The organism is Corynebacterium lizhenjunii, from assembly GCF_011038655.2.
GTDB classification, from domain to species: Bacteria; Actinomycetota; Actinomycetes; order Mycobacteriales; family Mycobacteriaceae; genus Corynebacterium; species Corynebacterium lizhenjunii.
Map to the genome: position 1 here is coordinate 67,378 of NZ_CP064954.1, position 21,020 is coordinate 88,397.

The following is a 21,020-nucleotide window of genomic DNA, read 5'->3' on the forward strand; positions in this document are numbered from 1 at the left end:
TGTTAGGAATCCGCGGGCTCCGGGGCAGGGGTGCCGCAGTGGCCGCGGCGCCAATAGCCGCTAAAGCTGATGGCCTGGCGGGCTACGCCGTGGTGATTGATTAGCCTGCGGCGAGTCTGTTGCACCAAGGAGGCCTCCCCGGCAAGCCAGACGAAGAGATCTGGGCTAGGGTCATCACAAGGGCCATCGGGGCCTGCCAGCTCCGGCACCGCGTCCAGGTGGTGGAGGAACTGCGCCTGTGCGTCATGTGGGCCAGCAGTGTTATTCGCCTCCACCACCCACTTCACGCAGAAGCCCGCGGGCCGGGCCAGCTCAAAGACGTAATCCCGGCTGGGCACACTGATTAAGGCCGTGCCCTGGCGGTCAGCTGGAAGCTCCTCCAGCAGCCGGGCGATGGCGGGAATGGCGGTGCAATCGCCCAGCAACAACACCCGGCGTGCCTCGGCGGGCAGCGGCGCGGTCTTACCAGGGCCGACGACCGTCATGGCATCACCCACCGCCACAGTGCGCGCCCAGGCTGCGGCAAAGCCCCCGGCACCGTTGGCGGTACCAGTATCCTCCAGGTCTTTGGTACTCGATGAGACGTTGGCACTCGATGCGCCTTCGGAATTCGATCCGCCTTCGGCATTAGCTGTGCCGAAGGCCTCACCATGCAAGATGATGTCCACATCTAACTCGCCCGCGGCGGCATCAAAGCGGCGCACGGTATAGGCCCGCGCAATGGGCCTGCGCCCCGGGGCAAAACTTACGCGCCCATCCTTGATAACGGGCAGCACGGGCTCGCGCTCCCCGGGGTAGGGGAAGAGGAGGCGAATGTCATCATCAAAATTCTCGCTGGTAAACGCAGGGACGTGGTTGCCCCCGGCATCCTTGAATGCCTGCAGCTGGGGCCCGGTGAGGGTAATGCGGCGGATGGTGGGGGTGACATCGGCAAGCTGTGCAACCTGCAAGCGGCGCACGCCCACCGGCAGCAAGCGGGGCACGCGGGCGGGAATGGGCATGAAAGCCTCCTTGGGGGTAGCGGATGGCGGCACCGACGGCAGCCGGGCCGGGAATTAAGGCTAGGCTTTCCTTTTAGGCCGCGGTTATCCTAAAGTGAACGAATCCTAAACTGACACAGGGGGCAGCTGATATGGACCAGCAACTGACAACGCACGCCATTCCCGCGGCGGGCGTGAAGCGCATGCATAACCAGCGCGAACCGATGTTGATGTGGGTGTATACGGGCCTGGCGAAGGTTGAAATTTTGGGGGAGAAATATCTGCTCCGGGCCGGGCATGCCGTCTGGATTCCCGCGGGTGTGGAATACGGCATTAGTACGCGGCCCGGCACGGTGGCGTTTCCTATCTTCCCCGCTGCCCGGGACATGGGCGTGCGCATTAGTCGCCCGCACCGGGTGCGGGTGGGCCGGGAGTGGGGGCCGTGGCTGGTGTACCAATTCGCCCGTAGTATCGGCTATCTGCAGGGGACGGCGCCAGGCCTGGCTGCACTTGCACCCCAGGTGGCTGCAGATGGGGCGCCGGGGTGTGCCGTCGCCTTGCCGCCGCAGCCGTTTGCCGATGCCGCCTTGGACACCGCCATGCGCATCCTGCAGGATCCTGGGTCCCCGGCAACGGTGGAGCAACTGGCGTCCGCGGCGAGTGTTTCCACGCGTACGCTGCAAAAACAGTTTGTTGCTCAGACGGGCATGAGCATTGTGCAGTGGCGCCGGCAGGTGCGGGTGGCGCTTGCTGCGGGGCTTATTGCCGCTGGTCAGCACATCGGTTGGGCGGCCCGGCAGGTGGGGTTTGAGACCACCGCCGGCCTCACGCGCGCCTTTCACAGCCACGTGGGCATGAGCCCCCGGGAGTTTGCCCAGCTCAAGCCCCCTGTGCCTGAGCTTGCCGATGCCCCCTTAACCTCACCCCCACCCGTCCCCGCCAGCCAAACGTGGGAGCGGGTCAATGACTTTCATGTGTTGGTGTGGGTCTACCGCGGGGCGGCGCGTGTGGTGATTGGCCGGCAAACATACGAGCTTATCCAGGGCGATGTGGCGTGGCTGCCTGCGGGGGAGTCCAATGTGGTGCACGTGGAGCAGGGTGCGATTGTGTTGCCATTGGGTTCGCGTGAAGCCAAGTTGCCTACGGTGGTGCCTGGGGTGCTGGTGCAGTCCTTTGCTGATATAGAGGAGAACTATCTTTTGCACACCGTGGTGGCTAATTACAGTCACCTGCGCCCCGACGGCCATGACCCGCACGCCATTGTGTACCTTTTTGCGCGCCGGGCCCAGGAAGCCGCGCGGTGCGGCGATGGTGTTGGCCAGGGCGCGGTGACTGCTGCCGTCGTTGAGGTATTGCACCGGGTGCGTGCCACTCCGGAGGACCGGCGCACGCTGGCACAATGGGCCACCGAATTGGGCGTGAGCACCTTGGACTTGTCCCAGGGGGTGCACGCGGCGGTGGGTATGCCCTTCAAGCAGTGGCGCAGCCAGCTGCGCATGACTGTTGCACGCAGCCTTCTGGAACAAGGCAAAAGTGTGGAGCACATAGCGCGGCGGTTGGGCTACGCCCACCCCTCGAGCTTTTGCAAAGTCTTTAGCGATAACCACCGCATGTCCCCGCGCGAGTACCAACGCAGTGGTTGGCAGTGCACCCAGGAGGCGCTGATTGTGCCGTAGCGGGATGCTGTCTGCAGCGGTTCTGGTGATTGCGGGTCGGGGGAGTGGATGTGGGCTGTGTTAGGCTGCGAACGCAGTCCCTATTCGCAAAGTCACAAGCCCGGGTGGCATTAAATATCCGTCGCAAACGCTTCCGGGCTGGCCCATATATAAGCAGAGGATAATAGATGCGTCTATTGGAGTTTAAGTCCCCCTTTCCCGCGTGGTTGCTGTCCACCATTCTCACGCGCCTGACTGTAACCTCGCTGCCGATGGTCGCCATTGTGGGTATTTCCGCAGCTGGTGGTTCTTATATCCTCGGTGGACTATCCTCTGGCGCCTACGCAATTGGCGAATCCGTAGGAGCTATTTTCCTCACGCCTTTGCTGTCTGAACACAAGGTGAAACTGCGCCTGATGCAAGGTTGTGCGCTGTGTGCGGCTTTGTTGGTCATGTGCGGGTTCTTGGCTCTCGGCGGAATGCCCTACCTGGTGGCTATCCCGCTGTTGGTATTCCTCACCGGTGCAATCTCGGCTCCAATTCCTGGGGTTCTTCGTTCTTCGATTAGCCAGTTCTCCAGTAACCCGGACCGTGCCATGAGCCTGGATAACGTGATTAACCAAAGCAGCTGGGTCATTGGCCCGGTGCTCGGCGTGGCCATGGTGCACGGCTTTGGCACCACCGCGGGATTTTGCTTGCTGGGAGCTTTCTTGGCCATTTCCGTAATCACCACCCCCAAAGCGATTGCGGCTGGCTATGAACAATCGAGCGGTGCGACTGCTAAACCCCAGCTCACCCTGGTTATTATTCCAGTGGTTGCCTCCGCGGTCATTATGGCTGTCACGGCCTCTTTCGATACGTTGGTACCCATTCTGCTCACCGAATGGGAAGGCACGGATTCACGTACCGGGTGGGTGCTGGCCGTCCTCGCTGGGGCCAGCGTGGTGGTATCGGCCCTGCTGGGAATAAAGTCGCACTGGAAGCACAAGGAACGCAACGCGTCCGCGTTTACATTCTTAGTAGTTGTGGTTCTGGGTATTACGGGGTTTACCTACTCCTATCCCAGCCTCATAGCCCTCGCCGCAATCCTGGGTATCGCGCAGGCGCCCGCGATGATCTTCCGGCAGCAGATTATCGCGGACAAAGTTCCCCAAAGCCAGCAGGCCACCGCCTTTTCCTATCTCTATGCAGCCGGCGGAATTGGTTATTCAATAACCGCGGGGCTCACCCCAGCCCTGTCTAAGGCGGCTTCCCCGGCCATTGCCTCGCTCAGCGTCGCTGCACTATGTCTGCTGGTGCTTGTGGGAAGTTACCTTTACGCCAAGAGAAAAGCCCAGTAGGGAGATGGCCGGGAGGCAAGGCCCGGATAGCGCTAGACCTGCTGGGTCATCTCCCGGAGGGCCGCAACGTGATTGCGGTAGGCCTGCAGGCCATCGGCCGTCAGTGATACCCACACCTTGTCCTTGGCTCGGGTGGATCCGTACTCCCTTTGGCGATTGATGTAGCCGTGTGACTCTAGGTGCGACAGCTGCTTGGACAGGCCATCTGCAGGTAAGTCCACCAGCTCCGCGAGGACCGCGAACTTCATCCGCACGCCGTCGAATGCGCGGGCAGACTCGAGCGCGGCACAGATTTTTAGCCGATTGAGGGGATGAATAATGGGATCGAACTCGGCGCTCACAGGTACCATGTCCTATTTTCCGGGTTGATCTGCGTAGAACATCCAGGCTGTTGCCGCTGTTACCCCGGTGCCATAGAGGACTAGCCACGCGGGATGAGGATCATCAAAAAGCGGGGCCGGAAGGACTATCACGAGTGGAAGTACAACCCTGGACCAGGTGGCCCTGTTATTGGCCATGTTCAGGTTCGGATCCCTGCGCACTAAGGGGTTGGTCAGACGCTTGCGCAGGAGGAATGCTGCAATTGTGAAGGCTGCGATTCCGGTTAGGACGAACCTCCAATCAATGGTGATGCTCACTGCGGTGAGCCCCGCCAGTACGGAGACAATTGCCACGGCCCACCAGGACGGGGACCACTCAGTGCGGCGCTGGATGCTCTCAATTGCGTCGAGTTCAGCACTCATAGCCGTTCACCCTCTTTCGTGGAGGTTTGTTTATTTGCTAGTACTGCAACCGTATCACTTGCCAGTTGTGCAAGTAAAATGAAGATTTGCTAGGTTCGCGGTATGAGTATCACCATTCACGGCGCCATCGACGGGCAGGGGCGCTGCGAGCACTGGCACAGCGAGGTGGATGTCGTGGCCAATCGGTGTGCTACCTGTGGAATGTGGTGGGCATGTTCGCTATGCCATACGCAGGCCAGCGACCATGCCTTCGGGCCGATGCCGCTTGATGCTCCAGCAGCTGCGTGCGGAGTGTGCGGGCTGCAGATGGACTACCGCGCCTACCGCCAAGCCCAGCAGAAACACTGCTGCCCGGGTTGCGGCCATGGCTTCAACCCGGGCTGTGCGCTGCACGCGGAGATCTACTTCCAGCTGTAGAAGCTATTTCCGGCGTTAGCGGGAGGACAGCTGCCCTACCTGGGCGGCTTGCTGCTGGAGGATCTTGGCGGCATCGGGAAGACGGAAAGTCACCCGCGCAGGGGGAACGGGCACGTCCACGGTGGGCATGCCGGGCTGGACCAAGATGGGGATGAGGGTGTGGTCCGCAGGCACAGCCGGTGCAGGGGCGGGTGCGCCCGGAGCGCCCGGTGTCCCCGGAGCTGCAGGGCCAGCTGGCGTGCCTGGGGCAGCCGGGGCCGGCCGGGCGGGGCCACCATTGAGCCCGCAACGGGCAATGGCTTCATCGGCGCGCGCGATGGCGCCGCGAATCTCCCCGCCGCGGGGGTGGAAGTTGGCGGCGGCCAGGGCCTGGTTCTTCTTAGCGTTGTAATCGCCAGCATTGGTGTAGTAGCGCTGGGCTTGGTCGCAAGAAATCTGGCCGGCGGGAACGCGGGCCAGGTAATCATCGATGACGTCAGCGGAGGCGGCCGGGGCGGCCAGGGTGGCGCACAGCGCAATGGCTGCGGCGCACAGGGTGGTCTTGGGTGCGTAACTCATGTGGCCATTGTGGCACGGATGTGACGCAAGTGAAAGACCGCCGCAGTTGCCGGCGGAGAAATCCTGCTTGGTCCCGTGTGCGTGGTGCAAATTCTGCGCAAAAGGGCGTCGGATCTCGAATTTTTGAGCGACTTCGCGCAGAATATGCGTCACGTAGTCCGGCGGGTCACGTTGCCCGGCGGGTCACGTTGCCCGGCGGGCGGGGGCTAGCGGGCAGGGGAGGCGAAAGCCTCAGGCACATGAAGGCTCCAGGCCCAAGAAGCGCTCCGCCACGCGCAGGTAGGCGCGCACCGTCAGATCCAAGTCCTCGAGGTGGAGGCATTCATCGTGGCTGTGGAGCTGGGAGTTGGCAGAGGCCAGGTCGCGCGCTGGGGCGTGGAGGGCAAAACCGTAGCCCACTCCGCCCAGGCGACGGGCCACACGCAAATCCGAGCCACCCGTGGCAAGGGTGGGCACCACGGGGCGGTCGGGGTAGAACTCCGCGCAGGTGGCCACCAGGGTCTCCCACAGGGGCCCGGAGGTGGGGGAGACCGTGGCGTCTTCATTGATCAGGTGCTCAATCTCAACGTCGATGTCCCCGATGGCCTCGCGCAGCATCCGGTCCACGTCCTCCTGGCTTTGTCCAGGCAGTGGGCGGATGTCCAGCTCTAGCCAAGCATGCGAGGGCAGCACGTTGATGGCCCCGCCTGCGCGCAGCACGGTTTGGGAGATGGTGGTGTGAGAAAATGCGTGGGCAAAGGCGGCGAGGTTGCCAAAGGGGGAGTAGTCGCCGGCATCGATAAGCTGTTGGGACTGCGGGTCAAAGCGGAAGGAGTCACGGAAGCCGGTCCAGATGGGATCATCAGCTACGGGCAGCTCAGCTTGGGCAATGCGCCGGGCGACCTCCCCAATTTTGACCACGGCAAAATCCTTGCCATAGGGCGTAGAGCCATGGCCTGCGTCCCCGTGGACGTGGATGCGCCGCTGGGCAGCGCCCTTTTCGCCTACGATGACCGCCAGACCACCCGGCAGGTGCGAGCCGCCGGTCTCTGAGAGGCAGTTCTTCCAATCGATGGCATCTGGCCGGTGTTGCTCAAACCACCGGGCACCTAGGCCGCCGCGGGCTTCCTCATCGGCTAGGCCCGCAAAGGTCAGCGTCCCGCCGGGGTTGCCGCGCCGGGCGACCTCGCGGGTAACCGCCGCCATGGTGGCAGTAATAAATAGCATGTCTACCGCGCCGCGGCCGTAGAGCTTGCCGTCTTCGATGATGGCACCGAAGGGCTCCTTGGTCCACTTGGGGGCGTCCACGGGCACCACATCGGTGTGCCCCAGAAAGGTCAGTGGTTCCTTATTTGGGTCCCCCGGGACGGTGACCACAATGCTGGTGCGATGGGGGTGGGGCTCAAAGCGCTCAATGCGCACGTCGGTGCCTGCGAAGAAGGCCTCAAGGGTATCGGCATTGCGCTCTTCAAACCCGGAGTCCGCCGTTAAATCATTAACGCACGCGTTGCGGATCATCTCTTGCAGGAGGGCCAGGGTGTCATCGTAGAGGCTCATGGGGTTTACTTTACGCACCCGCGGCAGGGGCTGGCGGGGTTAGCTGCGGGGGCATCGGCAAGCTAAGGCTGGGCCAAAAAGTTGAACACCGTCCAAGAAAGTGGTCTAGAGTGTTCGCATGACTATTCTTGACATCGCACGTGACAAGGCCCTGGAGCAGGGCATCGGACTAGACCAAACCGAACTGGAGCAGGTGCTCCAGGTGCCGGATGAGCAGCTAGAGGAGCTGGCGGACATCGCGCACCGCACCCGCCTGAAGTGGTGCGGGCCGGATGTGTCCGTGGAAGGAATTATCTCCATCAAAACTGGCGGCTGCCCCGAAGATTGCCACTTCTGCTCCCAGTCCGGCCTGTTTGAATCCCCGGTACGGGCCGCGCGCCTGAACATCGCTGAGCTGGTCGAAGCCGCCCAAAAGACCGCTAAGACCGGCGCCACGGAATTCTGCATCGTCGCGGCAGTCAAGTCCCCGGATGACTCGCTGCTAGACCAGGTGGGCCAGGCCATCGTGGCCATCAATGAGGCCGTGGACATCGAAATTTCTTGCTCCCTGGGCACCCTGACCCGCGAGCAAGCCCAGCGACTCAAGGACATGGGCGCCCAGCGCTACAACCACAACCTGGAAACCGCGCGCTCCTTCTTCCCGCAGGTAGTGACCACCCACACCTGGGAGGAACGCAAGGAGACCCTGGACCACGTGCGTGCGGTGGGCATGGAGGTGTGCTCCGGCGGCATCATCGGCATGGGCGAATCCCTGGAGCAGCGCGCGGAGTTCGCCTACCAGTTGGCCCAAATCGAGCCCTGCGAGGTGCCCATGAACTTCCTGGACCCGCGCCCCGGCACCCCCTTTGCCAACTACCCCCTGGTGCCGATGGGCGAGGGCCTGCGCGCCGTCGCTGCCTTCCGCTTGGCGATGCCCCGCACCACCTTGCGCTTTGCCGGTGGCCGCGAGCTGACCCTGGGCAACGACGGCACCGAAAAGGGCCTGCTTGGCGGCATCAACGCCATCATCGCCGGCAACTACCTGACCACCTTGGGCCAGCAGATTGAAAAGGACGTGGACATGCTCGGGCGCATTGACCTGCCCATCAAGGCCCTCTAATGGCCGCCCCACCCACCGGCGCGCAGGAGCTCGCCGCCGCCGTCTTGGCTGGGGAGGAGCCGGTGTTCCACCCCAACACCGGCCAGCCCTACTCTGCCGATGCCCCCCTCCACCCCGCCGCAGCCGCCGGTCTGGATGTGCCGCGGTACTGCCAGTTGTGCGGCCGGCGCATGGTGGTCCAGGTGCGTCCCGATGGCTGGTCCGCGCGGTGTTCGCGCCATGGGGAGTTGGACTCGGAGTGGCTCTACCAGGAGGTGCTGCCGGACTAGGGCGCACGTGGCGCAGGTTGCGGCGGTAAGGTAGCGCGCAGCCTGGGTTCTGTGCGGCTCTGGCACGGCTTCGGCACAGATGCGGCGCGGGTAAGGTGGCGGGCATGGCTTTTGATGATGCCGCCGTAGAACTCGCCCACCGCTCTGCCCTGCGATCCATCCAGCGCGTGGTCACCGAGACCGCCACGCCGACTCCGGGCGCGCGCGAGAAGGTGGCACAACAGCTGCGCGCCGGCGGGGTGATGGTGCTTACCGGTGCAGGGGTGTCCACGGAATCTGGCGTGCCGGACTACCGCGGGCCCCATGGAACCCTGGCGCGACACACGCCCATGACCTACCAGGAGTTTCGCTATGATCAGGCGGCATCGCACCGCTACTGGGCGCGCTCCTTTGTGGGTTGGCGGGTCATGGATGCTGCCCGGCCTAATCGCACTCACTTTGCGCTGGTGGAGCTGGAGCGCGCCGGGCTGATTACCGGGGTGGTGACGCAGAACGTCGACGGCTTGCACAAACAAGCTGGCACGCAGCGGTTAATTGCGTTGCATGGGGACATGGAGCATGTGATGTGCTTGGAGTGTGGCTTCAGTGAGCGCCGCGGGGATTTTGACGCCCGACTAGAAGCATGCAACGCCGGCTATCTGGAACGCTGGGTAGTTGCTGCTGATGAGGTCAACCCTGACGGTGACGTGGACCTTTCTGCGCAGGCGGTGGAGGAGTTTTCTATGGCGCCGTGTGTGCGCTGCGGCTCAGTACTGCTTAAGCCCGATGTCGTTTACTTTGGCGAGCCCGTGCCCACCGCGCGGCGCGACGCTGCCTATGAATTGCTGGCGCAATCGCAGTCTTTGCTGGTGTTGGGCTCCTCGCTGGCGGTGATGAGTGGGTACCGCTTCATGTTGGACGCGCTCAAACAGGGCAAGCCGGTAGCCGTGGTCAATGGCGGCCCGGGACGCGGCGATGCCAAAGCCACCACCTTGTGGCGCACCCAAGTGGGTCCCGCGTGTGACGTTCTCCTTGACGACCTAGGCCTTTAGCCTCCGCTCCCTGTCTGCGGCCGTAGATGCGTGCCCTGCCCCGCCCGGCTGCGCGCCACCGGCCACGGCACCCGCTGGCTGGGCCCGCGCCACCGGGCACGGCACCCGCTGGCTGGGCCTGCACCGCCGGGGATTAGCGAATCTGCTTGAGCACCGTGCGCACGATGGCGCGCACCCGCTTATCCAATGGCATGTCCATGTGATTAACCAGTGCGCGATGGTCGAAGTCTTGGACGTAGATGTTGCGCACCGTGCCATCCGGACTGTCCCCGGGCTCGAGAAAGCAGGTCTCCGGTGGGACCACCACGGTGTCTTGGCGGGTGGCTATGCAGGTGTAGGTCACGCCGGGTTCTAAGTCGCCCGCCTCGCGGAACTCCTCGAAGGTTGCGGAGCCGACAATCTGCGCCATCCCGGCGGGTCCAAAATAGGCGTCAATGATGGACTTGACCACGCTCTCCTGGCGGCGGCTAGCAATAAGGGAGCTGACTATCCCGCCTTGGGTGGTGCCGTGGTTGGGCGCGGACAAGCACACCACATGGCGCACCAGGTGTGCGGTACCGGCGGTGCGCATCCAATAGCGGGCCAGCAGCCCACCTTGGGAGTGCCCGATGAGGATGACCTTTTCAGCACCGGTTATTTGCAGGACGGCTTGAATATACGCGCCGACTTGGGCTGCAGAGTCTGCCAGGGCACCGGTGGCGCGGTGCCCATAATCCGGCGCGAAGACCGCCCAGCCATCCTCGCGCAACTCCTCGCCCAATAGCTGCCAAATTCCTTTCGTGTCGGTGGTGCCGTGTAGCAAGACCACCGGCCAGGGGCGCTGTGGGGTGGGACGGGCGGACCAATCATCTTCAAACACTCCACGGGGTTTGAGGCGGGCGCCTACGGGAAGTGCGGTGATGGTGGCGGCATCGGCAGCGGCGGAGGTATCGGGGGCATCGGCAGACTGGGTACCGACAGACTCGCCAGGACTGGGGCGGAAGTTGACCAGGTCGCTGAGGCTGCGGCGGTTGGCGCGCAGCATGGCGGCAATTTCCTCGGCGACTTCCTCGCGCAGGGCGTTCGCTGGGGCGGGGGCGGCGATGCCGTAGCGGGCGGAATCCTGGCGCGGGATGTGCTTCCGGGGCGCGGCAGCCTCGGCCTCGGGCGGCCAATACTTGCTTAAGTTCTCCGACAACGTGGCGCGCAGCTCTGCGAAAGGATCCGAAACCATGCCAGATAGTGTACTGAAATCCCAGGTAGCAGGCTGTGTGAAAAAATTTTGCAGAAAACCCTTGACGTCCGCGCACAAGCCAAGTAATCTAAGCCTTGCCTAATCAAGGGCGGTTCCGGTTGGAGGTTGCGCTCCACTGCCTCGCTACAGCTGGTTCCACAAGATTAGTCATGGGGAGAAGGCCCGTCAGTGCGCAGCTGGCGGGCTTTCGTTTTGCGCCCACCGCAGATCTGACAGCTGACTTTCAGCTCCACGCCATGGAGTAGCAAGTTAAACCCGCCATACTTGCATACATGCGCTTGAGAGAGTGCATGTGAGAGAGATAGAGAGCCCCTGGTTTTGCGGGGCGGGCGGCGTGAGAAACCGCCCGGGAGCAAAACACCTTGAGAGATAGAGACACGCTAAGCGCCGGTTCCAGAGTTTCTGGTCCGGCCCTTAGCGTATTTTCTCCGGGTGTGACTGAGGGCAACTAAGGTATTCCCAACTTAGGTAAACGTGCCCAAAAAGCCCCTGACCGGGGGATATGGTAATCCTTACCTCGCTGGCGCGGGGCAACTATTTCTGTACTATTGGGTTTAATCCCGCCGGAAACCCGTTGGATAGCCGGTGGGCGCAAACCGCTAGAAGCAATCAATCGAAAGGCATGACACTATGCATGAGAAGCTGCAGACCCTGCTGAACAATCAGGTTATTAATGAGCACGGCGCTGCTCTTATCTACACCCAGCTGGCCTATGAGATGGATAATCTTTCCTTCCCGGGCATGGCTGCCTGGTTCCACGCTCAGGCCGCCGAGGAGCGCGAGCACGCCGCCAAGATTGCCCAGCACCTGCTGGCACGTGGTTACCGCGTTGAGCTTGCCGATATCCCCGTAGCCGGCACCAAGGCCGCCACCCCGTTGGACGCCTTCGAGGCCGCCCTGGCTCATGAGCAGAAGGTCTCGAATCAGATCCGTGAGATTGCCCGTACTGCTGATGAGGTAGGCGATCTGGATTCGCGTTCGCTGGTTAACTGGTTCCTGGATGAGCAGATTGAGGAAGAGGATTCCGTTTCTGAGATCATCGACCAGATCAAGCTGGTGGGTAGCGATGGCTCTGGCCTGCTGCGCATCGACGCTTCCCTGGGCCAGCGCTAAGCTCGCCGCCTGGACGCGTACCCGCGCCACGTGCGGGGCTTGCGTCAAGGTTCGGTAACGAAGCCGTCAGGATTCTATTACAGTCTCCCATTCCAGCCGCGTAGGGCTTTACCTGCGGGGTTGAGGGTGGGAGACTGTTTTTATATGTCTATGACGCAGAAATGGTTCGCGGTGGGCTCGCTGGTGGCCTTGGTGGTTGGCTTGGCCCTTGGCCTGGCGGTGAGTGCCACCCATATCGCGTTGGGCACCTTCCTATTGGCCATGGCGCTGATGCTGGGCCCTTTCGCTGGGGTAGGGTTGCTGGGCTTTGCGGCAGCCGTGGCGGCATCGGGGCCGCAGAAGTCCCTGGCGTGGCTGGGCGGTAGTTTGCTGCTGGCCGCGGTGGGGCTGGTGATGTTTACTCCCATGGGCGTTGTGCCGACTTCCGCGTTGCCGCTGTATGTGACCGGGGCGGGCTTGGGCGCCCTGGCAGTGGCCTTGCTGCCTGCTACCCCGCTGCGTGCCCGCCAGCCCTAGTCTGCCGATGCCCCACCATGGCCCAGCCCAGCAGGGGTTTAGGCCGCCAGGGAGAGGGGGGCGCGCAGGAGGGGATCTAGGGCCACCGCCCGGGCGATGGCGCGCACAATCTCGCGGTGATTGGGGATCATGCGTAAATCCACATCGTCCACGCTCGTGCCCAGGGCGGCGGCGGTGGTGCGCGCCGCGGCGGCGAAGAGTTTGGGCGCCGGGGGGTCGCCATAGAAGGCGGAGCCGGCAATGACCACGGTCTCCGGCTGGTGCTGGTGTATTAAGAGGGCAGCCAGAGCGCCCAGCTGCCGGGCGCGCCGGTCTAACACCGTGCGGGGATCGGCCGTGGCTTGCTGTTGGGCAATAGCGGAGTTGACCAGGGTGGCGTCGGGGCGGCGGCCATCAAGGTTGGGGAGGGGGACTTGGCGGACACCGGAGGTATCGGCAAGCGCGGCACCCAGGGAGTCATCGGCAAACAGGACCAGGGCACGGGAGGTATCGTCAAGCGGGGCGGCCTGGGTTTCCGCGGCGAGGATGGCGGGAACGGCGGAGGTGACGGTGACGGGCACGCCGAATTGGAATTGCAGGCGCGCAGCGATGTCCATGCCGCGCCAACCCAAGTTGGGGGCGTAGACCAGGCCGTGGTCGTTGACAAAGCCGGATGTGGTCACCCCCACGGAAGACAAACGCAGCTCAATGCCGCTGACCAGCCGATTGATGCCAGCCATGATGTGCTGGATAAAGTCCTCCGTGGTCAGCTCAGCCACGGGGGTGGGGAAATCGCCTTCGCGCAGGGCCCGGCCGCGGGTATCAAACAACGCGATGTGGGTAGAGGTGGTGCCGATGGCAATGCCGGCCAGCATGCGATCCGAATCGCCGAGGACCAGTGGGATGGTGGGACGGCCGCGGCCCCGGGAGCGGGTGAGGTCTGTGCGCTCCTGCAGGAGCTCTGCTTCTAGCAAGGAGGCGACGGCGCGGGTGACGGTGGGTTGGGACAGGCCGCTGGCCTCTACAAGCTCGCTGCGGGTGATGATGGTGTGGAAGCGGACCAGATGTAGACATTTGGCCGCGGGGGACTCCGGCCGTGAGAATACTGGTCCAATTCGGTTCATGGGGAAAGAATAGAATATATAGACTGCATAGTCTAAATCCGGCGGGGCGATATAGACAGAGCAGTTCAGTTTGGGGTGGGCCCCTATGCTGGGAAGGCATGAAATCTGTAGCGGTCTACTGTGGCTCAGCCCTTGGCAATCATCCCCATTACGCGCAGGCAGCAGCGTCCTTCGGCGCCCTGCTGGCCCAGCGGGGCCTGCGGCTGGTCTACGGCGGCGGCAACATAGGCCTGATGGGGCAGGTTGCCGATGCCGCCCTAGCCCACGGCGGGCAGGTCACCGGGGTTATCCCGCACCAGCTAGCCAACCTGGAGATGGCCCACCAGGGGCTGCAACAGTTAGAGACCGTAGAGACCATGGCGCAACGCAAAACCCGCATGGAGGAACTCGCAGACGCCTTCGTGGCTTTGCCGGGAGGTGTGGGCACCCTAGAAGAGCTGGCAGAGGTGCTCACGCTACAGCAGCTGGGCAACCTGCAAGGCCCGGTGGCGCTGCTAAACGTGGATGGCTTCTGGGACCCCTTCGTGGAGATGTTTGCCAGCTTTGTGCAGCGGGGCTTTATGCAGCGCCGTTACGTGGACGGGCTGATTGTGGAGTCTGACCCGCAGCGACTGCTGGACCGCTGCGCGGACTTTAAGCCCTTGGGCGCAAAGTGGGAGAGCTAAACGGGGTGCGTTCTAGGTGGGTAGGTGTCGCTGGCACTTTAGGCCTTAAGGGGGCTAGACTCACCCCTTATGAGTTTCGACCCTGTTGCTGGGGTGCGCCAACCATCCCTTTTGGACGCATCCTGCGATAACTTTGCCCATGACCTGGCGGCGCTCACACCCACAGAGGCTACTGCGCTGGGCATCCCCGGATTCGACGGGGAATTAGAGGACTTCAGTCCCGAGTATTACGCGGCTGTAGCAGACCGTACCCGGGAAATGCTCGCGGACCTCGACGCCCTGGATGACAGCACGGATGAATCCGATGATGACGACGACTTTGATGATGTCGACTACGTCACCGCCGCCGTCCTGCGCGACCGCCTGTGCCTGGAACTAGACCTTCACCACCACGGAGAGGATCTGCGCAACCTCAATAACCTGGCCTCGCCAGTGCAGACCATTCGCGACACCTTGGTGATGATGCCCCAAGACACCCCAGAGCAGATCGATAACATCCGCTCCCGGTTGTCCAAGATCGATAACTCCCTGCGCGGCTACCGCGAGTCCCTGCTGGAGGCAGCCAGCCACGGCATGGTGGCCGCCACCCGGCAGATCAACGAGGTTATTGGCCAGTGCAACGCTCTTGCTGATGGCACCTTGTTAGATAACCTGGGCGTAGACCCCCACAGCGCAGAGGTGGAGGGCGCCAAGCGTGCCTTTGAAGAGTTCTCCGGCTGGCTTTCCGCCGAGTTGCAGCCGCAGGCCCCGACAGAGGATGCCTTTGGGCGGGAGCGCTATGAGCGCTTCTCCAAACTCTTTGTCGGCGACGTGGTGGACTTGGATGAGGCCTATGAGTGGGGCCTGGAGCGCGTGGCCGAGATCGACGCGGAGCAGCGCGCGATTGCCACCAAACTCTACGGCGCCGACGTGAGTCCGCGCACCGCCATGCGCAAGCTCAACACGGACGAGCGCTACACCCTCCACGGGCGCGACGCCCTGGTGGAATGGATGCAGCAGACCGCCGATAACGTCATCCGCGACCTCAACGGCGCGGAGTTCACCATCCCGGAACCCATGCAGAGTATTGAATGCTGCATTGATCCGGCAGGCACCGGCGGAATTTTCTACACGGCGCCCACGGATGATTTCTCCCGCCCGGGGCGCATGTGGTGGTCCGTACCGGCTGGCCAGGACACCTTCCACACCTGGCAGGAATTGACCACTGTGCACCATGAGGGCGTGCCGGGCCACCACATGCAACTGGGCTATGCGCTGCTGCAAAATGACCTCAACCTGTGGCGACGGGCATTTTGCTGGAACTCCGGCCACGGCGAGGGCTGGGCGCTCTACGCCGAACAGCTCATGGCAGACCTGGGTTATATGGACGATCCGGGCTACCGCATGGGCCTGTTGGACGCGCAGAAGCTGCGCGCGGCCCGCGTGGTGGTGGACATCGGGTTGCACCTGGGCAAGAAGATGCCCGACGGCTCCACGGTCTGGGACAAGTCCCACATGAAGACCTTCCTGCGCGAAAACACCGCCATGGAGGACGCCAACCTGGCCTTCGAAGTCAACCGCTACCTGGGCTGGGCCGGCCAGGCGCCGTCTTATGCCCTGGGCGAGCGCCTGTGGAAGCAGACCCGCGATGACGCCGTGGCCCAAGGCATGGACGTCAAGGACTTCCACGCCCAGGCCCTGGCATTGGGCTCTATCCCGATGTCCATCCTCCGCGACACGGTGCTCAACTAGTCGCGGCGCAGGCGGTGGAGGACCGCCGCGGCGCCGCGCAGCAGCTGCGGCAAGTACCCGGCGATGAGCAGCACCAGAATCAGCCGGATGAGCTGCAACGCCACCACCGCAGCGCTGGCCCCACCCTCTGCGGCTAAGGCCAACACAGTTTCCAGCGCCCCGGGCGAGGTGGCCAAGTAGGCCTCAAAATAACTAATCCCCAGCACCCGGGCCAGCGGCACGGCGGTCAGCGCACACGCGCAGATGACCGCTGCAATCGCGCCCAGCGTCACCGGCAGCTGGCGGGCAAACAGCCGCAATGCCGGCACGGATAGCCCGCCGCCGCAGACCCACCCAATAGATAGCAACGCCATCACCTGAAACCACGGGTGCAGCACCAGCGTTTGCCCTTCGGGCAATAACGCCGCCACCGCCACGGTCAGCACCACTGTGCCCAACACCGGCGCAGCTGGCAGGCGCAGCAGGCGGCCGAAGGGCTCGCCCGCGATGGCCACGGCGACGGTGAGCAGGAGGAGCCACAAGGGGGTATCGGCAGACACGTGCGCGTGGGTTGCCTGCGGGTGGGCCAGAAACACCGCCACCACCGGCAGCGTAATGGAGACCACCAGCAGCCGCAGGTACTGCGTGAGCGCGACGTAGCGGTAGTCCGCGCCTAGCTCGTGGGCCAGGGCGGGCATCATGGACGCACCACCGGGCAACATGGCCAGAATTCCGGTGGTCCACGGTACGGCCTGGGGCTGAGAACGGTGCAATGCCACGCCCCCGGCAATGCCAACCAACACTGTGACCAGCGCAATCGTGGCACCGGCAGGAACGTAGCCCACCAGCTGCCGGGCAGGCACCAGTGTTAGCGGCAACCCCGCCATAATCCCAATGAACCCACGCGCTAGCGCATAAAAATGGCGATTGACTTCGAGCTCTTCTCCCGTGGCCAGCGCTGCCGTCCCAGAGACCGCAATGGCAGCCACCACCCATGCCGCCGGAACTCCCACCGCGCGCAGCGCCCACCCCAACAGCAGGGAGGCAGGGACAATGAGCGCCCAACGCGCGCGAATAGACATGGAAACAGCTTAACGGGCCGACGAGCGCGGGGCGATTGGTCTAGGGTATGCCTATGGAATTTGTGGAAATCGCTGCCAGTCAGTGGGCCATCCTGGCAGGAGGGGCCGCTCTCGCGGGATGGATTGATGCCGTCATTGGCGGCGGCGGGCTGGTACTCATCCCGCTGATTTTGGCGGTCGCGCCGCAACTGGCCCCGGCAACGGCACTGGCTACTAATAAGCTGGCGGCGGTGTCGGGGACGGCGTCGGCGGCATATACGCTGGTGCGCAAGGTACGGCCACCAGCCGGGGAGCTGGTGCGCTACGGGGCAGTCGCGGTGGTCTGCTCCGGCGGCGGGGCGCTGGCTGCCTCATTGATGGACGCGGACGTGATGCGCCCACTGATTATCGTGCTGATGGTGGCCGTGGGCATCTTTGTGGCGTTGCGGCCGTCGTTTGGCGAGGGCGATGCCGCGGGCAAGCACTACGGCTGGCGCACCTGGGCCGGCGCAGGTGCGGTGGCGGCCATCGCGTTTTACGATGGCATCTTTGGCCCCGGCACGGGCATGTTTTTGATCATGGCGTTTACCGCCATTTTTTCCCAGAACTTCCTGCGGTCTGCCGCCATGGCCAAGGTGGTCAACACCTGTACCAATGTGGGCGCGCTGGTGGTATTCATTGCCGGCGGGCACGTGCTGTGGTCCCTGGGGCTGGTGCTGGCCGCGGCCAACATCGCTGGCGCGCAACTGGGCGCGCGCACCGTGCTGGGCGGCGGGACCAAGCTCATCCGTTATGCGCTGCTGAGCCTGGTTATTGTGATGAGCGTTTACCTTTCATGGCAGCAGTGGTTTTAGCCGTGGGCGGGGCGGACCAGGGGTCTTGCGGCCAGGGGTGTTTGGGGTAGCGCCCGCGCATCTCCGCGCGCACTGCGGCATAGGGCCCGGCCCAAAAACTGGCCAAATCATCTGTGAGCGCCAGCGGCCGCCCGGCTGGAGAGAGCAGCTGGAACTGCACCCGCTGCCCGCACAACTGCGGCGACTGCGCCAACCCAAAGCACTCTTGCAGCTTCACCGCGACCGCCGGGCGCTGCCCGGACCAGTCGATGGGCACCTTCCGCCCCGAGGGCACCGCCAGCGTCTCCGGGACCAGTTCCTCCAAACGCGCCGCCTCCGGCCAGGGTAGTGCCCGCTGCAGGGCGGCGTACATGTCCACCTCGCTTGCCGATGCCCCCTCCGCCACCGCCTGAAACTCCGGCGCCGCCCAGCTCAGGTCAGCGTGCGGGTCTGGCCAAGGCTCGCCGTAGGCTTGGCGCAGGTGCCGCAGCCTGTCCAATAGGTTGCGGGCGCGGGTGCTGAAGGTAAAAATCTCTAGGCCGGCCGTCTCTAGCGCCGCGGCTGCCTGCTCTGGCGTGGGCTGGACGGGGGTTTCTTTCAGGATGATCGCCCCGGCGGCCGTGGTGCGCACCGCCCGTACTTTGCCGCCATCGAGGAAAGCCCGCGTAGTGTCGCTGACCCCAATGGCTTCAAGGGCTGCGGCCTCAGTGATGCGCGCCGCCGCCCGAATAACCGCCACCCCGGACTGGGCCAGGGAAACCTCCGCGATGGCCAACCACTGCGCCCCCTCTAAGCCGGCGGCGTCTAGCAGCCGCGCGCGAGTGCCGCCGGCCAGCAGATATTCCGTGCCGCGGGCGCCACCCGCACCGCCCGTGCGTCCGGCGCCCACTTGCTTGGCGCCCGCGCCGCCGGACACCGGCTGCACCAGGCGGGCCACCTGCTCCGGGAACGCCGCAGCCACCACCGCACCCGGATCCACCGGCCCGCGGTCGCGAACTAAGCGAGCTAGCCGCTCAACCTCACGCCGTGGTGCTCGCGCGCGAGTGATGTCCCCACGTGGGGACTGCCCCAACGCCGCAACGGTAGCCGCCGCCTGCGCGCCGTGTTTCAGCAGCGCAGCGCCCAGGCGCGGATCCGTGGGCATGAGCGCAAGCTGCCGCGCGCGGTCCCGCGCGCGTTCGACAGCAGCGGAGTCCGCACCGGCTGCAGCGGTGGCGCCGAGGGCGGTGAGGGTGCGGTGGGCATCGTCAAGCGCGGCGGGAGGCGGGGCATCGGGCAACGGGAAATCGGGGCCGGCACCCCAGCATTCCATGAACAATGCCGCCTGCGTCAGGTCCGCCGAGGTAATCTCCGGCGCCGCATGAGCCGCAAAACGCGCAAACTCCTCCTGCGAATAGCAACGCACCACCACCCCGGGGCCCTGGCGGCCGGCGCGGCCCGCCCGCTGCTGGGCACTCGACGCGGAAGTAGAGACCGTGACCAGCCCAGACATACCGCGGCGGGCATCGCGGCGCGGCGTGCGGGACAGACCAGCATCCACCACCGCGCGCACGCCTGGCACCGTCACGGAAGACTCCGCGATGGCCGTAGCCACCACAATGCCGTCTGCCGCCGGGTTGAGCGCGGCGTCTTGCTCCGCAGAACTGAGCTGCCCGTGCAGGGGGTACACCGGCGTGGCCGGGGTCAGCTGCGGTAGAGAGTCGCACACCGCCGCGACTTCGCGCACCCCGGGGACAAATACCAGCGTTGAGCCTGGTTGCTGCGCGTGTAGCTGCGCGGCCTCGCGCGCCACCTCGGTGTAGAACTCGCGGCTGCCCTGCGCGCGGCCCGGCAGGGGATGGTAGCGAATGTCTAGCGGGTGAATGGGCGCCTGCGTGGTGTGCACCGGGGCGTCTAGCAGCTGGGAGAAACGCTGTGCGTCCACGGTGGCGGACATAGCGATGACCCGGAAGTCCTCACGCAGCACCGCCAACTCCAGGCACATGGCCAGCGCCAGGTCGGTGTCGAGCTGGCGCTCGTGGACCTCGTCTAGAACCACCGCAGCCACGCCGTTTAGGGCAGGGTCGCTAATGAGCCTGCGCAACAGCACTCCCGGGGTCACGAACTCTATGCGGCTGCCCGGACGGGACTCGCCGCGGATGGCGTAGCCGATAGCTTCTTTGCTTGCCGATACCGCCCCGTCTGGACCGGCGAGGGCGCGCAGGCGTGCTGCCGCCGCACGCACCGCCACGCGGCGGGGTACGGTGACCAGTACTTTGCCGGCATCGCCGACCTGGTTAGCCACCGCCGGCGGCACCAGGGTGGTCTTGCCGGTGCCCGGCGGGGCTTGGACTACCACGTGGCCGGTATCTGGCAGGGTGGCAATGGTCTCGGCGACGGGGAGACCCTTGCCGATGCGCCGGAGGTCAAACGGCTGGGAAGCACACGGCTGGGAAGCACACGGCTGGGAATCAGACACTAGAACGAGTGCTCCCCGGCCGCAAAGCCCTCCACCGGGCCGTCAAGCTGTTCGCGCTCTAAGTTCTGCGCGCCATCGAGTGTACGCACCACCCGCGCCGGGGCGCCGAGCACGAGGGAATTATCCGGGATGTCCTTGGTGACAAGGGCGCCGGCGCCGATAACACAATTCTCGCCCACCGTCACCCCGGGCAGTACCGTGACATTGGCGCCCAACCAGGAATTGCGGCCAATGCGAATGGGCTGGGCTAGCTCCCAGCCGCCCTCACGCATCTGGTGGTCGTTGACTGGGTGGCCTACGGTGATAAGGGAGCAGTTGGGGCCGATCATTACACGATCGCCAAGTTCTACGGTGGCTTGGGCCAAGATGGTGGCGTTGAAATTAATAAACACGCCCTGGCCGATACGCAGGTTGCAGCCGTATTCCACCTGCGCAGGCGCATGCCAGCCGGGCACATCGGAGCCGGAGGGCAGTAGCTCCCGCAGAACCGCTGCCGCCTGCTGAGGGTCGGTGTTAGCGAGGGCGTTGAAACGCTGCATGAGCGCGAACGTGCGCTGGTGTTCCTCCCGTGCTTGCGGGTCCACGCCAGGCAAGTGCCACTGCTGGCCGGTTTGCTTGTCCCACGTACCAAATTGCTGCAAATCCATACCGGCTATAGTACGTGCGCCACGCGTGCACGGAAGCGGCGAGCGAATGGAA

General features: G+C 64.3%; 21 protein-coding genes. 11 read left to right on the forward strand and 10 right to left on the reverse strand.

Features of this window, described 5'->3' with window-relative positions; all coding sequences use genetic code 11:
• Window positions 1-2: 2 nt before the first annotated feature.
• Window positions 3-1,001: a siderophore-interacting protein gene (locus G7Y31_RS00320; RefSeq protein WP_165010389.1), complete on the reverse strand. Its 999-nt coding sequence runs from the start codon at window positions 999-1,001 to the stop codon at window positions 3-5.
• 131 nt (window positions 1,002-1,132) lie between these two features.
• On the opposite strand from G7Y31_RS00320, the gene G7Y31_RS00325 reads away from it, so the two are divergent.
• Window positions 1,133-2,656: a helix-turn-helix domain-containing protein gene (locus tag G7Y31_RS00325; protein ID WP_165010391.1), complete on the forward strand. Its 1,524-nt coding sequence runs from the start codon at window positions 1,133-1,135 to the stop codon at window positions 2,654-2,656.
• A gap of 167 nt (window positions 2,657-2,823) precedes the next feature.
• The gene (locus tag G7Y31_RS00330) at window positions 2,824-3,975 is read left to right on the forward strand and encodes an MFS transporter (RefSeq protein ID WP_165010393.1); all 1,152 of its coding nucleotides are present in this window, start codon (window positions 2,824-2,826) and stop codon (window positions 3,973-3,975) included.
• A 32-nt stretch (window positions 3,976-4,007) separates the two neighbouring features.
• Here the strand turns inward: G7Y31_RS00330 and G7Y31_RS00335 are convergent, their stop codons facing one another.
• Both G7Y31_RS00335 and G7Y31_RS00340 read right to left on the reverse strand, forming a co-directional pair.
• A complete protein-coding gene (locus G7Y31_RS00335) occupies window positions 4,008-4,325 on the reverse strand; it encodes a transcriptional regulator (protein WP_165010395.1) in 318 nt (105 codons plus the stop codon).
• Between the two features lie 3 nt (window positions 4,326-4,328).
• On the reverse strand, window positions 4,329-4,718 hold the full coding sequence (locus G7Y31_RS00340; protein ID WP_165010397.1) for a hypothetical protein: 390 nt from the start codon (window positions 4,716-4,718) through the stop codon (window positions 4,329-4,331).
• A 102-nt stretch (window positions 4,719-4,820) separates the two neighbouring features.
• Between G7Y31_RS00340 and G7Y31_RS00345 the strand changes: the two genes are divergently transcribed.
• Window positions 4,821-5,135 carry a CHY zinc finger protein gene (locus G7Y31_RS00345; RefSeq protein ID WP_165010399.1) on the forward strand — a complete coding sequence of 105 codons (315 nt, stop codon included), beginning with the start codon at window positions 4,821-4,823 and terminating at the stop codon, window positions 5,133-5,135.
• A 15-nt stretch (window positions 5,136-5,150) separates the two neighbouring features.
• On the opposite strand, the gene G7Y31_RS00350 is transcribed toward G7Y31_RS00345, so the two are convergent.
• Together G7Y31_RS00350 and G7Y31_RS00355 are read right to left on the reverse strand one after the other, a co-directional pair.
• The gene (locus G7Y31_RS00350) at window positions 5,151-5,693 is read right to left on the reverse strand and encodes a hypothetical protein (protein ID WP_165010401.1); all 543 of its coding nucleotides are present in this window, start codon (window positions 5,691-5,693) and stop codon (window positions 5,151-5,153) included.
• Between the two features lie 231 nt (window positions 5,694-5,924).
• Entirely contained in the window at window positions 5,925-7,229 is a 1,305-nt protein-coding gene (locus G7Y31_RS00355) for a M20/M25/M40 family metallo-hydrolase (protein ID WP_165010403.1), read from the reverse strand.
• Window positions 7,230-7,347: 118 nt separating this feature from the next.
• Between G7Y31_RS00355 and bioB the strand changes: the two genes are divergently transcribed.
• From bioB to G7Y31_RS00370, 3 genes are all read left to right on the forward strand, one after another.
• Window positions 7,348-8,328, forward strand: a complete 981-nt coding sequence (bioB, locus tag G7Y31_RS00360) for a biotin synthase BioB (RefSeq protein ID WP_165010405.1) — start codon at window positions 7,348-7,350, stop codon at window positions 8,326-8,328.
• Complete coding sequence (bsaP, locus tag G7Y31_RS00365) at window positions 8,328-8,597, forward strand: biotin synthase auxiliary protein BsaP (protein ID WP_165010407.1); 270 nt, start codon at window positions 8,328-8,330, stop codon at window positions 8,595-8,597. Before bioB ends, bsaP begins: the two co-directional genes overlap by 1 nt.
• A gap of 104 nt (window positions 8,598-8,701) precedes the next feature.
• Window positions 8,702-9,628 carry a Sir2 family NAD-dependent protein deacetylase gene (locus G7Y31_RS00370; RefSeq protein WP_165010409.1) on the forward strand — a complete coding sequence of 309 codons (927 nt, stop codon included), beginning with the start codon at window positions 8,702-8,704 and terminating at the stop codon, window positions 9,626-9,628.
• A gap of 133 nt (window positions 9,629-9,761) precedes the next feature.
• On the opposite strand, the gene G7Y31_RS00375 is transcribed toward G7Y31_RS00370, so the two are convergent.
• Window positions 9,762-10,841 (reverse strand): esterase/lipase family protein, encoded by a 1,080-nt coding sequence (locus tag G7Y31_RS00375; protein WP_196823580.1) that lies wholly within the window; start codon window positions 10,839-10,841, stop codon window positions 9,762-9,764.
• A gap of 651 nt (window positions 10,842-11,492) precedes the next feature.
• Here G7Y31_RS00375 and G7Y31_RS00380 point away from each other — a divergent pair.
• Together G7Y31_RS00380 and G7Y31_RS00385 are read left to right on the forward strand one after the other, a co-directional pair.
• Entirely contained in the window at window positions 11,493-11,975 is a 483-nt protein-coding gene (locus G7Y31_RS00380) for a ferritin (protein ID WP_165010411.1), read from the forward strand.
• 144 nt (window positions 11,976-12,119) lie between these two features.
• Window positions 12,120-12,491 (forward strand): hypothetical protein, encoded by a 372-nt coding sequence (locus tag G7Y31_RS00385; protein WP_165010413.1) that lies wholly within the window; start codon window positions 12,120-12,122, stop codon window positions 12,489-12,491.
• A 38-nt stretch (window positions 12,492-12,529) separates the two neighbouring features.
• Here G7Y31_RS00385 and G7Y31_RS00390 read toward each other — a convergent pair whose 3' ends face one another.
• The gene (locus G7Y31_RS00390) at window positions 12,530-13,594 is read right to left on the reverse strand and encodes an ROK family transcriptional regulator (protein WP_165010415.1); all 1,065 of its coding nucleotides are present in this window, start codon (window positions 13,592-13,594) and stop codon (window positions 12,530-12,532) included.
• A gap of 98 nt (window positions 13,595-13,692) precedes the next feature.
• On the opposite strand from G7Y31_RS00390, the gene G7Y31_RS00395 reads away from it, so the two are divergent.
• Both G7Y31_RS00395 and G7Y31_RS00400 read left to right on the forward strand, forming a co-directional pair.
• Window positions 13,693-14,259, forward strand: coding sequence for an LOG family protein (locus G7Y31_RS00395; protein WP_165010417.1), 567 nt, complete (start codon window positions 13,693-13,695; stop codon window positions 14,257-14,259).
• A gap of 69 nt (window positions 14,260-14,328) precedes the next feature.
• On the forward strand, window positions 14,329-15,990 hold the full coding sequence (locus G7Y31_RS00400) for a DUF885 domain-containing protein (RefSeq protein WP_165010419.1): 1,662 nt from the start codon (window positions 14,329-14,331) through the stop codon (window positions 15,988-15,990).
• Here the strand turns inward: G7Y31_RS00400 and G7Y31_RS00405 are convergent.
• Window positions 15,987-17,051, reverse strand: coding sequence for an AbrB family transcriptional regulator (locus G7Y31_RS00405; protein ID WP_165010421.1), 1,065 nt, complete (start codon window positions 17,049-17,051; stop codon window positions 15,987-15,989). The genes G7Y31_RS00400 and G7Y31_RS00405 overlap by 4 nt on opposite strands.
• Before the next feature lie 53 nt (window positions 17,052-17,104).
• Between G7Y31_RS00405 and G7Y31_RS00410 the strand changes: the two genes are divergently transcribed.
• Window positions 17,105-17,884, forward strand: coding sequence for a TSUP family transporter (locus tag G7Y31_RS00410; RefSeq protein ID WP_165010423.1), 780 nt, complete (start codon window positions 17,105-17,107; stop codon window positions 17,882-17,884).
• Here G7Y31_RS00410 and G7Y31_RS00415 read toward each other — a convergent pair.
• Window positions 17,841-20,321 carry an ATP-dependent RNA helicase gene (locus tag G7Y31_RS00415; RefSeq protein WP_165010425.1) on the reverse strand — a complete coding sequence of 827 codons (2,481 nt, stop codon included), beginning with the start codon at window positions 20,319-20,321 and terminating at the stop codon, window positions 17,841-17,843. The two genes, G7Y31_RS00410 and G7Y31_RS00415, sit on opposite strands and share 44 nt — an antisense overlap.
• Complete coding sequence (locus tag G7Y31_RS00420; RefSeq protein ID WP_165010427.1) at window positions 20,321-20,968, reverse strand: sugar O-acetyltransferase; 648 nt, start codon at window positions 20,966-20,968, stop codon at window positions 20,321-20,323. The genes G7Y31_RS00415 and G7Y31_RS00420 overlap by 1 nt, the downstream gene beginning before the upstream one ends.
• Between the last annotated feature and the right edge of the window lie 52 nt (window positions 20,969-21,020).